Source organism: Nocardiopsis sp. KDC1DS13DA1, from assembly GCF_055632325.1.
The window spans coordinates 144,579-158,570 of record NZ_JBVMUY010000029.1 but is presented as its reverse complement, the minus strand read 5'-3'; the positions used below and the strand labels follow the sequence as shown (position 1 = coordinate 158,570).

At 73.3% G+C, this 13,992-nt stretch carries 10 protein-coding genes; 6 read left to right on the top strand and 4 right to left on the bottom strand.

What is annotated here, in order from left to right:
• The first annotated feature begins 63 nt into the window (after positions 1 to 63).
• The 3 genes from ACTVAJ_RS18765 (at position 64) to ACTVAJ_RS18755 (ending at position 4,330) form a co-directional block, all read left to right on the top strand.
• Entirely contained in the window at positions 64 to 1,626 is a 1,563-nt protein-coding gene (locus tag ACTVAJ_RS18765; protein WP_470389488.1) for a serine hydrolase domain-containing protein, read from the top strand.
• Between the two features lie 128 nt (positions 1,627 to 1,754).
• Positions 1,755 to 3,374 (top strand): serine hydrolase domain-containing protein, encoded by a 1,620-nt coding sequence (locus tag ACTVAJ_RS18760; RefSeq protein WP_470389487.1) that lies wholly within the window; start codon positions 1,755 to 1,757, stop codon positions 3,372 to 3,374.
• Between the two features lie 167 nt (positions 3,375 to 3,541).
• Positions 3,542 to 4,330, top strand: coding sequence for a hypothetical protein (locus tag ACTVAJ_RS18755; protein ID WP_470389486.1), 789 nt, complete (start codon positions 3,542 to 3,544; stop codon positions 4,328 to 4,330).
• Between the two features lie 67 nt (positions 4,331 to 4,397).
• Here ACTVAJ_RS18755 and ACTVAJ_RS18750 read toward each other — a convergent pair whose 3' ends face one another.
• Both ACTVAJ_RS18750 and ACTVAJ_RS18745 read right to left on the bottom strand, forming a co-directional pair.
• Complete coding sequence (locus tag ACTVAJ_RS18750; protein ID WP_470389614.1) at positions 4,398 to 5,279, bottom strand: 3-methyladenine DNA glycosylase; 882 nt, start codon at positions 5,277 to 5,279, stop codon at positions 4,398 to 4,400.
• A 98-nt stretch (positions 5,280 to 5,377) separates the two neighbouring features.
• On the bottom strand, positions 5,378 to 7,171 hold the full coding sequence (locus ACTVAJ_RS18745; protein ID WP_470389485.1) for a coiled-coil domain-containing protein: 1,794 nt from the start codon (positions 7,169 to 7,171) through the stop codon (positions 5,378 to 5,380).
• Positions 7,172 to 7,545: 374 nt separating this feature from the next.
• On the opposite strand from ACTVAJ_RS18745, the gene ACTVAJ_RS18740 reads away from it, so the two are divergent.
• Together ACTVAJ_RS18740 and ACTVAJ_RS18735 are read left to right on the top strand one after the other, a co-directional pair.
• Positions 7,546 to 7,932 carry a DUF7691 family protein gene (locus ACTVAJ_RS18740; RefSeq protein WP_470389484.1) on the top strand — a complete coding sequence of 129 codons (387 nt, stop codon included), beginning with the start codon at positions 7,546 to 7,548 and terminating at the stop codon, positions 7,930 to 7,932.
• A 101-nt stretch (positions 7,933 to 8,033) separates the two neighbouring features.
• Entirely contained in the window at positions 8,034 to 9,458 is a 1,425-nt protein-coding gene (locus tag ACTVAJ_RS18735) for an aldehyde dehydrogenase family protein (protein WP_470389483.1), read from the top strand.
• 66 nt (positions 9,459 to 9,524) lie between these two features.
• Here ACTVAJ_RS18735 and ACTVAJ_RS18730 read toward each other — a convergent pair whose 3' ends face one another.
• Positions 9,525 to 10,589, bottom strand: coding sequence for a trypsin-like serine peptidase (locus ACTVAJ_RS18730; protein WP_470389482.1), 1,065 nt, complete (start codon positions 10,587 to 10,589; stop codon positions 9,525 to 9,527).
• A 274-nt stretch (positions 10,590 to 10,863) separates the two neighbouring features.
• Positions 10,864 to 12,528, bottom strand: a complete 1,665-nt coding sequence (locus ACTVAJ_RS18725; protein ID WP_470389481.1) for a CocE/NonD family hydrolase — start codon at positions 12,526 to 12,528, stop codon at positions 10,864 to 10,866.
• Positions 12,529 to 12,776: 248 nt separating this feature from the next.
• Here ACTVAJ_RS18725 and dxr point away from each other — a divergent pair, with 248 nt between their 5' ends.
• The gene (dxr, locus tag ACTVAJ_RS18720; protein WP_470389613.1) at positions 12,777 to 13,991 is read left to right on the top strand and encodes a 1-deoxy-D-xylulose-5-phosphate reductoisomerase; all 1,215 of its coding nucleotides are present in this window, start codon (positions 12,777 to 12,779) and stop codon (positions 13,989 to 13,991) included.
• The last annotated feature ends 1 nt before the right edge of the window (position 13,992 follow it).

Sequence of the window (13,992 nt, the reverse complement as noted above, 5' to 3'; positions counted from 1 at the left end):
GAGGACACCCCGGCGGCACGGCCGCGCCTTCCGGCGTGATGTGCGGTGCGCCACACTTGGCGTATGGACGATGCCGCTGACCAGGGGCGGGGGAGGCCCCGCCCCCTCGCGCCCGCCGCACCCGGTCGGGTGTGGCTGGTCGCTCTGGCGGTGGGCGCGGTCGCGGCCGCCCTGGCCCACCTCCTCGCCCCGGTCGCACCACCGCCGGTGCCGGTCCTGGCGGGCGACGACGCGCTCGCCGGGGAGGTGGCGACCGTGCTCGACCCGCGCGACGTGCAGGGGCTGGTGGTGGCCCGCTTCCCGGTCGACGATCCCGGTGCCGTCGAGTTCGCGCGGGCGGGGACCGAGGACGGCGCGGTCCCGGTCGACGAGGAGACCCTCTTCGAGACCGGTTCGCTGTTCAAGACGGTGACGGCGATGACCCTGGCGGACATGGTGGAGCACGGGGAGACGTCGCTCGACCGCTCCCTGGCCGAGGTGTTCCCGGACGCGGAGTTCGCCGATCCGGCCGTGGCCGGGGCCACGTTGGAGGACCTGGCCACCCACCACTCCGGCCTGCCGACGCTTCCCGACGGACACGAACTGGGCTCCTATCTCATCGCGCCGGTCATCCTCACCGACCCCTTCGCCGGAGTCCCGCCCCCGGTGGAGGCGCTGGCCACGACCGAGGCGGACGAGCCCGGTGAGTTCGCCTACTCCAACCTCGGTTTCTCGGTCCTCGGCGCGGCGCTGGCCGAGGAGAGTGGCGTGCCCTACCCCGAGCTGGTCGCGGAGCGGGTCCTGGAACCGCTGGGCATGGACGACACCGTCGTCGGCGTCCCCGGCGGCGGTGCGGTGCCCCACGCCGTTCCCGGCGCACGCACCGAGCCGTGGCGCGACACCGCCTACGCGCCCGCCGGAAGCGGCACCTGGAGCACCCCGGCCGACCTGACCCGGTACCTCGTCGCGGTCGCCCGGGGCACCGCCCCCGGGACGAGCGCGCTGGAACCGGTGTACGAGGGGATCCCGGACCCCCGGGGCGGGGAGGGCGACTTCACCCTGGGGCTGGCCTGGTTCGGCGTCGACGTTCCCGGGGTCGGTCCGGTGACCAGGCACGCGGGCGACACCTTCGGCACCAGCACGATGCTGGCCTTCGACGACACCCACGGTGTGGTCGTCATGTCCAACGCGCAGAGCGTCGACTCCATGGACCTGGCCTACGCACTCCTGGGGGACGAACCACAGCCCCTGGCCGACGCACCGCCCGCCCCCGCCGCCGTCATCGGGACCGTGATGACCGTGCTGCCCCCGGCCCTCCTGCTCTGGCTCCTGCTGCGCCGCCGCACGCTGCTCACCCGGAGCCCGCTGGACCGGCTGCGGATCGTGTCGCTGTCCCTGGGAAGCGCGGCCTGGCTCGTGGCCGGGCAGCGGATCGGTGACTGGACCTGGGCGCCGCCGGTGCTGTGGGCCCTGGCCGCGGGAGCCGTGGCCGCCGGGGTGGTGGTCGGGGCGTGGTACCTGCGCCGGGTGCCGACGGAGAACGCGCGGTGGCGGTGGCTGCACGTGCCGGTGTTCGTCCTGTCGGTGGCCTTCTCGCTCACCCTCGGTTCTCTCATGTTCTGGGGCCTGGTGGCCGCCTACGCGTGATGAGGTACGAACGGCGGCGGTCCCACCGGGACGGATGACAGATGTCATGTCCGGGTCCGTGAATCCTCACGGCCGGGCGGTGACAGCCGGGACTTCCGGCGGGGTGGGCGTTGCGCGACTCTGGGGGCATGGTTACCGCCGAACCCCGGGCCCAGCCCCCGACCTCCCCGCCGAAGCGAAGGACGCGCCGCCCCGTCCCGCCCGCCGCACCCGGTCGGGTGTGGCTGGCCGCCCTGGCGGTGGGCGCGGTCGCGGCCGCCCTGGCCCACCTCCTCGCCCCGGCCTCCCCGCCCCCGCCCGCGACGTTCGGCGGTGACGGGGAGCTCGCCGAGGACGTGGCGACCGTGCTCGACCCGCGCGACGGCGACGTCCAGGGCCTCGCGGTGGCCCGCTTCCCGGTCGACGATCCCGGTGCCGTCGAGTTCGCGCGGGGCGGGACCGTCGACGGGACCGTCCCCGCCGACGAGGAGACCCTCTTCGAGACCGCGTCGGTGTTCAAGACCATCACGGCGATGACCCTGGCGGACATGGTGGAGCACGGGGAGACGTCGCTCGACCGCACCCTGGCCGAAGTGTTCCCGGACGCGGAGTTCGCCGATCCGGCCGTGGCCGGGGCCACGTTGGAGGACCTGGCCACCCACCACTCCGGCCTGCCGACCGCCCCCGACGGCACGGCCCTGCGCGCCTCCGTCATCCCGGCGCTCAACCTCACCGACCCCTACGCGGCAGCCGCGCCCCCGGTGGAGGCGCTGGCCACGACCTCGGCGGACGAGCCCGGTGAGTTCGCCTACTCCAACCTCGGTTTCTCGGTCCTCGGCGCGGCGCTGGCCGAGGAGAGCGGCACGCCCTACCCCGAGCTGGTCGCGGAGCGGGTCCTGGAACCGCTGGGCATGGACGACACCGTCATCGCCGAGGGCGTCCCCGAGGGCGGCGCGCCGCCCAACGCCGTCCCCGGGTCGCGGTCCGAACCGTGGGACAACACCGCCTACGCTCCCGCCGGGATCACCACGTGGAGCACCACCGCCGACCTGGCCCGCTTCCTCGCCGCGGTCACCAGCGGTACCGCCCCCGGGATGAGCGCCCTGGAGACCGTGCGTGAGGACGTCGTCTTCCCCGGGGTGCCCGCGGACGACCCGAGCGGGCTCGACGGCTTCGACCTGGGGCTGGCCTGGATGACCGCCGACTGGGCCGGGGTGGGTCGGGTGACCTCGCACAGCGGCGGTACGCTCGGCACCGCCACGATGGTGGCCTTCGACGACACCCAGGGTGTGGTCGTCATGGCCAACTCGATGGTCGTCGACTCCCTGGGCCTGAGCCGCGAACTCCTCAAGGACGAACCCGAGCCGCTGACCGGGGGCCGCCCGGTCTGGCTCTCGACCGTGCCGACCGCGATGATGACGGTGATCCCGCCCGTGCTCCTGCTCTCGCTCATGTTGCGCCGACGTACCCTCCTCACCCGGCGCCCGCTCGACCGGTTGCGGATCGTGTCGCTGTCCCTGGGGTCCGTGGCCTGGCTGACCGCCGGTCAGCGCGCGGGGGACTGGACCTCGACCCCCATGCTGCTGTGGGCGCTGGCCGCGGGCACCGTGGCGGCGGCGGTGACGGTCGGGGTGTGGTTCCTCCGGGGGGCGCCCAGCGAGAACGGGCGCTGGCGGTGGCTGCACGTGCCGGTGTTCGTCCTGTCGGTGGCCTTCTCCCTCACCCTCGGCTCGCTCATGCTCTGGGGCCTGGTGGCCGCCTACGCGTGACCGGTGCCGTCGCGGTCCGTTCGTTCGGGCCGTGACGGTCTCCGTTCGGTATCTGTGAGGTGTGTGTTTCCTGTTCCGGTTGGTGGACGGGTTAGGTTTGTGTCGTTCCTTTTCATCATTTGCCCTGGATCCCCGCTCTCCGGGCTCGCACACCGCAGGAGTTCCCTGTGTCCCCCAACCCCGGCCCCGGCGTGCTCGGCGCACGCCTGCTCACCAGCGCGGCCCTCGTGGCCGGTTTCGTCTTCGGCGGCACCGCCATCGCATCGGCCGACCCCGGTAACGGCGGCGGAAACGGTGCCCCCGGTGACAACGGCACCGTGAAGATCCACGACCCCGAACGACCCGAGGAGGACAACCGCAACGTCCCCAAGGTCTGCGGCTTCTACGTCACGGCCTTCGGCTTCGACGCGGGCCAGGAGGTGGCGTGGGAGATCGTCACCCAGGGCGGTGCGCCGGACTCCCGTGAGACCGTCCTGGAGGACACCCTCGTCCTGGACGAGGACGGCGAGGGCAGCACCGACCTCCTCGACCTCCCGGACGGCCACTACCGCCTGAACTGGACCTTCGAGGGCCAGAACAGCTCGGACGCCAAGCACAAGGTCTTCAAGGTGACCTGCGACGAGGAGCCCAGCCCGTCCCCGAGCCCCGAGCCCAGCGAGGAGCCCTCCCCCGAGCCCAGCGAGGAGCCCTCGGAGGAGCCGACTCCGGAGCCGACCCCGACCCCGGAGCCCTCGGAGGAGCCGACCGACCCCGGTTCCACGCCGACCCCGGACCAGACTCCGACTCCGGAGCCGACCGAGGGTGACGACGCCCCGGCCCCGGACGAGGACTCCCCGACCCTCCCCGTGACCGGATCCGCTCTCGCGGGCCTGGTCGCGGTCGGTGCGGTCGCCGTCGTGGGCGGCGGAGCCGCCGTCTACCTCAGCCGACGGGGCAAGGGCTCCGTCGAGGGCTAGCGTTCGGCTCGGCCAGAGCGTCGGGGCGGTGCCGTGGGCGCCGCCCCGTCCGCTCTCCCGGGGCGGATCAGCCCGCGCGCAGTGCCGCGCACACCTCCAGCAGGCGGCGCCGCAGCACGGCGCCGCGCTCGGCGAAGGCCCGCTGCGCGGTCATGTACTCCGCCTTGCCCTCGGCGGTCTCGATCCGCACGGGCTCGTACCCCCACGCGACCAGGTCGTAGGGGGAGGCGCGCATGTCCAGGACGCGGACGTCCCGGGACAGCTCGAAGCAGTCCACCAGCAGTTCGGACGGGACCGCGGGGGCGAGTTTGTACGCCCACTTGTACAGGTCCATGTTGGCGTGCAGGCAGCCCGGCTGGTCCAGGTCGACCTGGGCCTCCCGGGTCGGCTGGAGGGCGTTGAGCGGCCGGGCGGGCCCGGTGAAGAACCGGAAGGCGTCGAAGTGGGAGCACCGGATCCGGTGCGACTCCACGACCCGGTCGGTGCCCTCGCGTCCGAGCCGGAGCGGTACCCGGTCGTGGCGCACCTCGTCCGTCCGGTACACCATCGCCCACTCGTGCAGTCCGAAGCAGCCCAGGTGCGCGGGGCGCTCGGCGACCGCGGACAGCAGGCGTTCGACGAACCCCACCACCCGGCGGGACGCCAGGAAACCGTCGGCGTCCAGCCCGACGGCGCCGTCGGGGCGCGCGGTGTAGAAGCGTTCGCCCAGACGGGCGCGGGCGCCCTCGCCCAGCAGGACGGTGCCCGCACCCGGGTGCCAGCGCCGCATCTGGGAGGGCTTGAGGTTGTAGTAGGTGAACAGGAAGTCCTCGACCGGGTGGCGCTCACCCCGCTCCCGGCGTCGCAGGTGGTCGGTGAGCAGCGCGTCCACGCGCCGTTCGTGCCGCTGGGCGCGTTCGCGCCACGCGTGCTCGGCGAGGGCGGTCACCGCCCCGGTCGTCGTTCCCATCACGGCACTCAGGGTACGCGGGCGCGGAGGGGCCGCCGCGCCGCGGGCGTCGGTCGGGGGCGGCGGTCCGCCCTTCGCGCGCAGCGCCCCGCGGGAGGTCAGTTCGACTGCTGCACCGGCAGGTGGCGGCCCAGGTAGCCCACGTAGACGCGGTTGGTGGTGCCCGCGCCCAGGTGGGGGTAGAAGTACAGCCGCGGACAGATCCCGTACTCGGTGTCCAGCTTGATGTGGGCGTACATCGGCACCCGCCCGCTCGGGTCCACCTCCGGGGGGACCCGGAACAGCCGTTTCTCGTTGAGCTTGCCCCGGTTGCGCACGTAGTCCGACTCCTGCGAGGCCAGCCGCTTGACCGGGATCACCTGGTACCCGTCCGGGGTCTCGCGCAGGTAGGAGTGGAAGCCCAGCCCGCTGCCGGGGTTGTCGAACTGGTAGCGCGCGTAGTCGTTCAGGGCCAACAGGGCCTCCCAGGCCCGCGTGACCCACAGACCCTCCTTGCGGCTGTCGGAGAGCTCGTACACCGTGTCGTGGTCCTCGATGGTGAAGAACAGGTGCGGCAGGGCGGATCCGTCGGTGATCTGCTCCAGGAGCTCACCCACGCACGTGGGCGGAGGACGCCGGGTGTCGGGCGGGGCCGGTGCGGCGGCCAGACGGTAGAGGCCCTCCTCACGGGCCCGTGTGCGCAGCCAGCGGGTCTCGTGGCGGGCGGCGCGGAGCTGTTCGCGGGCGGTGTCGAGCTCGTCGGTCAGCTCGGTCGTCTCGGCGAGCAGCTCCTGGCGCTCGTCGGCGAGTTCCCCGATCCGGGCGTTGAGCCGCTTGATCTCGTCGCGCAGCCGCTGGGTCAGCTGCTCCTGGGCCTCCCGCTCCTGGGCGACCGCCAGTTCGGCCGAGGCGGTCGGGTCCGCGGCCGCGTGGTGGGGGTGGTGCGCCGGTGCCGGTACGGGGGGCCGCGTCCCGGTCCGGGAGCGCAGGTCCGCCGTCTCCTCGGTCAGGAGGGCGTCGATGGCCCGCAGCGGGGCGGGCAGTCTCGTGTGCACCGCGTTGTCCCGCACCCTGCGGGAGAGCGCCGCGCCGACCCAGTTGCGGATGCGGTCGCCCTCGCGCGCGGTGTCCAGAGTGGCCGGGCTCATGCGGGGGTGGCGGGACGCGTCGGAGGTGTCCGCCGGATCGACCCCCGGTAAGAAGGTGCGCACCCCGCCCGCGGGTATGTCCAGCTCCTCCGGCAGCAGGGTGCCGACGCGGTCGAGCGCGGCGGCGTCCAGGACGTACCCGGCGCACATCCCCGTGCACCGGGCCAGGGCGGCGGCCATGGCGGTGCGCCAGGCGGCCACGGTCACGTCGCGCGGGGCGCCCGTCGCCACGATCGCCATCCGGCGGTCCGGGGACCTGATCGCCGACACCAGCGCCTCCACCAGGGCGTCGTCGCGTCCGCGCACGATGCTCGGAGTGGACGGCATGGGCCAGCTGCCGTCGTGGGCGTCGACCTCCTCCAGGAGCATGCGCGCGGCCTCGGGCGGCATGACGTCCGGTCGAGTCTGGTCCGAGGGCGGGTCGGCGCGGTCGAGGGGGTCCACGCTCATGTCGATCCACACGTGCTCGCGGGGGGAGAGCGCGGGGTCCACCACGGCCGTCACCACGGTGCGCCACACACCGTCCGGTTTCTCGGACTCGGTGGTCAGGCGCAGGAACACGAGTCCCTCGTCGGGGTTGTCGTGCCGGACCACGAGTGCCCGTGAGCGGTTGCTCAGTTCGAAACGGCCGGAGGCGGAGAAGTCCACGCGCGCGCCCGAGTTACCCCTCTTGCTCAGCCACCGGGACAGGACCGTCGAGGTGAGGCCGACCAGGTCACCAACGGTTTCCGGGACCGAGACGAGCGTGCGGTAGACAAGCGGCAATGAGCACTCCCGGGCTTCCCGTCGGCTGCGGCGGACCCGAGGGCCGCCCCGAACCCGCGGGCTGAGCCCTCACCAACCACTGTGAACGAAGGCGCCCGCCGACGCCAGTCGGACGGCCGAAGATCCCTTCTCGGACTGCACAGCTTAGAGCGTGTATGGCGGACACATACCCTGTGGCGGCGTTCTCCACCATCCCCGGCAACGCCTTCGGCGCCGACGTTCCGGCGACCGGCGGTGTCCGGCTACCCCGGCCGGGACCTTTCCGGTACCTCCGGCCGGTATCGCCAGGTGATACCGGTTCTCGGCCGGGCGGGGGCCTTGGGTACGGCGGCTCCGGCGCCCGAATGCCGCCACACCGCAGGAGATTCTCGGGCGTGAGTTCCGGACTGACGGCCTCCAGCGTCGACCTCGACGAGCTCCCCGACGGCCGCACCAGGGCCGACTGCGACGTGTACGGCCGCTTCCTCGACAACCGTCCCTTCCACCCCGTCAGGCACTGGTGGTTCGCCGAGGTGGACCGGGCGCTCGGGCAGCCGGGCGTCACCGCCGTGCGCACGGACTCCCTGTGGACGGGCGGCGAGTCAGGTGAGGAGTGGTTCGCCGAGCAGGTGCGCGAGGCGGCGGAGCAGGCGGCCGGAGTCCCCGCCGCACGGGTGGACGCCCTGGAGGACCACTCCATGCGGGAGTCCGTGCGCACCGTCCTGGGGTGGATCCGGGACGCGGCGGCACGGGGCCACGGGATCGTGGGCTTCCACCACTGAGCGACCGCCCCGACCGCGTGCGCCAGTGTGGCCAAGTCGGAGGGGACGGTTGGCAACGGTGGACAAGGCGCGGTGGCGCGGCGGGGGCTAGCGTTCCTGGCATGTCTACGCGTCCGTTCTGGCTGGCCGGCACCGCCGCGACCGGCGACACCGAGATCACCGTCGTCAACCCCTACACGGGCCGACCCGCGGGCACCGTCGCCGTGCCCACCGTTTCCCAGATCGAGGAGGCCGTGGCCGCCGCGCACGCGGTCGCCGGCGAGGCCGCAGCCCTGCCCGCGCACGTGCGCGCCGACGCCCTCGCGCACGTGTCCCGCAGGCTCGGGGAGCGCACCGAGGAGATCGCCCAGACGATCACCGCCGAGAGCGGCAAGCCGATCAAGTGGGCGCGTGGCGAGGTCGGGCGCGCGGTGTCCGTCTTCCGGTTGGCGGCCGAGGAGGCCCGCCGGGACAGCGGCGAACTCCAGCGGCTGGACACCGACCCCGGCGGCACGGGCCGCATGGCGCTCATCCGCCGCGTCCCCAAGGGACCCGTCCTGGGCATCTCCCCGTTCAACTTCCCGCTCAACCTGGTCGCGCACAAGATCGCCCCGGCCCTGGCCGTCGGTGCGCCGATCATCCTCAAGCCCGCCCCGGCCACGCCGATGACGGCGCTCATCCTCGGTGAGATCATCGCCGAGACCGCCCTGCCCGGCGGCGTGCTGTCCGTGCTGCCGATGCCCAACGAGCGCGCCGCGTCGCTGATCACCGACGAGCGCCTCCCGGTCATCTCCTTCACCGGCGGCCAGTTCGGCTGGGAGCTCCAGCGCCGCGCCCCGCACAAGCACGTCACCCTGGAGCTCGGGGGCAACGCCGCCGCCGTCGTCCTGGCCGACGCCGACCTGGACTGGGCCGCCCAGCGCGTCGCCCTGTTCGGCAACAACCAGGCGGGCCAGGTCTGCATCGGCGTCCAGCGCGTGATCGTCGAGGACTCGGTCCACGACGCGTTCGTCGCGAAGCTGGTCGACCGGGTGGAGGCGCTCGGCGTGGGCGACCCCGCCGACCCCGCCACCGACGTCGGCCCGCTGGTCGACGAGGCCGCCGCCGAGCGCGTCGAGGCCTGGATCAACGAGGCCGAGGAGGCGGGCGCCAAGGTCCTCACCGGCGGTACCCGCGACGGCGTGACGGTGGCGCCGACGGTCATCGCCGACGCCCCGGCCGACGCCAGGGTGGTCCGCGAGGAGGTCTTCGGACCGGTCCTGGTGATCCAGCGCGCGGCCGACACCGACGCCGCGTTCGCCGCCGTCAACGACAGCGACTTCGGCCTCCAGGCGGGCGTCTTCACCCGCGACCTGCCCACCGCCTTCCGCGCCCACCGGGAGCTGGAGGTCGGCGGTGTGGTCATCGGCGACGTCCCGACCTTCCGCGCCGACCAGATGCCCTACGGCGGCATCCGCAAGTCCGGTGTCGGCAAGGAGGGCGTGCGTTCCGCGATGGAGGACCTCACCTACGAACGCGTCCTCGTGCTCACCGGCATCGAGGTGTGACACACCCCGGACGCACGTGCGTGGCCCCGCCCGACGGCGGGGCCGCGCACGTTCCACGGGCGTGGCTCAGAGGCGTTCGGCCCCGTCGTAGAGCCGACGCGCCTCCTCGCCCAGGCGCGGGCCGTACTGGGTGTCCCGGTCGTCGGCGTACTTGAAGCTCACGACGGAGGACACCGTGCCCCGTCCGGTGCGCGGGTCGAACCCGGTGAACCACGGTCCGCCGCTGGATCCCTGGGTCATCCGGCACCGCACCCCGTTGGCGGTGGTGCCGCCCGTGTCGGGCGAGGTCGTGCCCGAGCAGTAGTGCAGCAGCCGTCCGTCGAAGGGGGAGGCGGCCGGGTACCCGAAGGTGTACACCTGCCTGCCCTCGCGCGCCTGGTGGTCCGACCAGGCCGAGAACGAGATCCGCTGCGCACCGACCCGGTCCTGTACGGCCTCGCCGGAGTCGGTGTTGAGCACGACCATGGCGACGTCGTGGCTGTCGTCGGCCTCGCGCGACCACCGGGGAGAGACCAGCATGTCGCGGGCGGTGTAGCGGCCGTACGGGCTCTCCCCGTCCCGGTACCCGGGGACGAAGGTCCAGTTGCGCGCCCAGGAGCCGGTCCCGTCCTTGGCGCAGTGCCCGGCGGTGACCACGGTGCTCCGGTTCTCCGCCTCCACGACCGAGGCCGAACACGTGAAGTCGCGGCCGTCCATGGTCAGGTACACCTTGCCGGTCGTCCGGCTCACCAGACCGCCGGTGCCCCAGACCTCGCCGGTGCTGTCGGCGCGGGGCGCCGCTTGGTGCTCGGCGCCGGAACCGGCGGAGCCCTCCGAACCGGTGATCCCGAGCGCGTCCCCGACCAGGCCGGTGATCGGCCGTGCCGCGGCCATCCGTTCGTTCGTCCAGTAGTCGAGCACGGCCCTGCGCTGGGCGTCGGTCACGGCGGCGCTCTGGTGGGACACCCCGTCCATGCGCGAGAGCGCGATCCGTTCCGGTCCCGTCTCCTGCTCGGAGGGCTGGGACATGTGGACGGCCTGGGTGACGGCGGAGGCCGGGCCGGACGGCAGGTTGAGGAGGGCGATTCCTCCGAGGGTGAGCGCCACGGCGGCGACGGGGGCGAGGATCCTGTGTGCGGTGGGCGAGGTCATGGACCGATCCTTGCACACTTTCGGTAACAGCGTAGCTACTTTGTGTTTGTGTCTCGCCTTCGGTGGGAAGAAGGATCCCTCCCCTGCCGTCCCCGACGCGCGCCCGCGCCGCCACCCGTGGGAGGGGCGCCCGGCCGACCACGGCGGGAGTGGCGGCCGACCGGGCGCGCCCGTCACCGCCCCACCGCACGAGGGCCGCTCCGCGGTGGGGCGGGCACCGCCAGTCGACGGCCTCCGGCCGCCGCGGCCCCGCGCGGTCAGGGGGAGGGAGGGGTCATCCGGCGAGCGGGATGGCGATCGCGGACGGGGTGCCCTCGGGGGAGGTCACCTCGACCCGGTTGAAGTACCGGCTCTCACTCGTGTAGCGCGGGTCGGCGCTGTCCACGACCAGGGCCAGCCGGTGGCCCGCGGGGACGTCCCACACCACCGGCTGGAGTTCGGCGGTCACCGTCACCGGCTCGTCGGCGGAGCCCCGCAGGGTGTAGGGGGCGTGGGAGACCAGCGCCCCCGTGCCGTAGGCGTCGATGTCGTACAGGTACACGAACACCGACTGGTCCTCGGCGGTGGGTTCCAGGGTGAGCGTCACCTCCGGGGCCCCGGCCACGCGGGCGCCGTCCGGGTAGGCGGGGCTCGTCCACACGGCCGAGCGGTAGCGGTCCACGGTCGGGAGCAGGACGCCCGTGGGCACGTCGAAGAACTGCTGGAGGGCGCCGGACAGCAGCACCGTCCCGCTCGTCGCGGTGGTGCCGATCCCGGTACGGAAGTCGTAGTCCCAGCCCGTCGACGGCTCCGGCTCCATCGCCCCGCTGCTCTGCCAGCGGAACCAGTCGGTGCTGGGGCGGTCCAGGTAGTACCGGTCCGTCGTGCCGGTCACCGACGGCCAGTCGGCGTGCGCGGTCCAGCCGCCGCGGCCGTTGTTGGGCCTGACGTGGACCGGGTCCTCGTCCGCGATCCCGTTGTCCTCGCCCTTGAGGTGGTGGTCGAACCAGTCGGACACCGACTCCCAGATCTCGTTGGGCAGGCCCGCCGCGCCGAAGGCCTCGGCGGTGGCGTGGTCTCCCGGGGTGAGCATGAGTCGCTTGGGGCCCTCCAGCCGCTCGTAGAAGTCGGTGATCTGCCCCGGCGGGAAGAAGCCGTCGTTCCAGGCGTTGGCCATCATGACCGCGGTGCCGTTGGCGTTGATCTGGTCGACCTTGGTGGCCACCGACCGGTCGGGCGCCATCTCCAGCGCGGGTCCCACGTCCCCGTCCCGGTAGCCGTCCTCGACCCCGCGCATGACCTCGCCCGGGCGGCCGGTGAGGTTGCCGAGCGCGAGCAGTACCTCCACGGACTGCATGTCGATGGTCTCGTTCGGGTACAGCGAGGGGACCAGGTCGGTCCAGCCGCTCATCGCGGCCACGGCGCGCACGCGGTCGTCCTCCGCGGCCGTCAGCATGCTGATGCCGCCGCCGTAGGAGATCCCCGCCATGCCGATCCGGTCGGGGTCGGCGTCGGTGTTGGCCAGGGCCCAGTCGATGACGGCGCTGGCGTCGGCCCGGTCCTCGGGGCCGGCGATCTGCACCTCGCCCCCGGAGTCCCAGAAACCGCGCGAGGTGTAGGAGACCACCTGGTACCCCGACTCGTAGGCGAGCCGGTAGGCGGCGCCCACGTAGAGGAGGTTGTTCGTTCCCCAGGCCGAGGGCATGACCAGCAGCGGGTGCGGCCCCGCGACCCCGGTGGGGGTGATCACCTTGGCGCCGATCTCGGTGCCGTCGTGGCTGACGATGGTCTCGTAGCCGACGGTGGCCCCGACCGACGCGGCGGCGGGTGCGGCGGGCAGGAGCGCCGCGGCGAGCACCGCCGCCAGGGCGCAGGACAGGAGTCGGGTGAGCGCGCGCGGGACGCCGGGAGCGGCGCGCCCGCCGCGGCGGGCGGGTGCGGGCGTGTCTGTGTGACGCATGAGGGGAACCTCGGATGTCGTCGGGGGAGGGAGGTTCCCGATGGGTCGCGCCGTCGCCATCGGGGGATGCGGTCGTCCGGTCCGACCGGGTGTGACGGAGGGCATGGAGTACTGTGAGGTAACTTACTAACGGGTAAGGTAGGCCACCGACACCCTCTTGTAAAGCCCCCGAAACCCCGTGGAAGCACGTGCCGGTCCGCGCGGTGCGGAACAATGAGGACGTGCGACAAGAACAGCAGCGAACCGTAGTGGTCCTCGGCTCGACCGGCTCGATCGGCACCCAGGCCGTCGACATCGTCCAGCGCAACCCCGACCGTTTCCGGGTGGTGGGTCTGGCCGCGGGCGGCGGCCGGACCGACCTGCTCGCCAAGCAGGCAGCCGACCTCGGTGTCCGCCTGGTGGCCGTCGCCGACCCCGACCGGGCGCCCGAACTCGCGCGCGCCCTCGCCGGACACGGCAGTACCGCCACCGTCCTGACCGGCCCCGAGGGGGTCGCCGAACTGGCGGGCGCCGAGTGCGACGTCGTCCTCAACGGCATCACCGGCGCGCTCGGCCTGGAGTCGACGCTGGCCGCCCTGCGCGCCGGGCGCACCCTGGCCCTGGCCAACAAGGAGTCGCTCATCATCGGCGGTCCGCTGGTCCGCGAGGTGGCCGCGCCCGGCCAGATCATCCCGGTCGACTCCGAGCACTACGCCATCGCACAGTGCTTCCCCCACGTGCCCGAGGGGGAACTGGCCAGCCTCGCGCAGGGACACGTCCACGCCCGCCGCGACGAGGTGCGCCGTCTCGTGGTCACCGCCAGCGGCGGCCCCTTCCGGGGCCGAGGCCGCCACGAACTGGAGGGCGTCACCCCCGAGGACGCGCTCAACCACCCCACGTGGAGCATGGGCCCGGTCATCACCGTCAACTCCGCCACCCTGGTCAACAAGGGCCTGGAGGTGATCGAGGCCCACCTCCTGTTCGACGTTCCCCTTGAGCGCATCGACGTCGTCGTGCACCCGCAGTCCATCGTCCACTCGATGGTCGAGTACGTGGACGGGGCGACCATCGCCAAGGCCAGCCCGCCGAGCATGATGATCCCGATCGCCCACGGGATCGGGGCCCCCGACCGGGTTCCCGGCGCCGCCCCGGGGCTGGACTTCACCAGGGCCCAGGAGTGGACCTTCGAGCCGCTGGACCACGACGCCTTCCCCGCGGTGCGCCTGGCCGCCGAGGTCGGCGCGGCGGGCGGCACGGCCCCCGCGGTCTACAACGCGGCCAACGAGGAGGCGGTCGACGCCTTTCTCCGGGGAAACCTCGCTTTCCCGGCCATCATGGACACCGTGTCCCGGGTAGTCTCGGAGCATCAGCGGTCGGAGCGCCCCCTCGGTGCCTCCTCGGCTGAGCTGACCCTTGACGACGTGTACGCGGCTGACGCCTGGGCCCGTGTGCGCGCGCGTGAACTGCTGACGGGCCGGGCCTGAC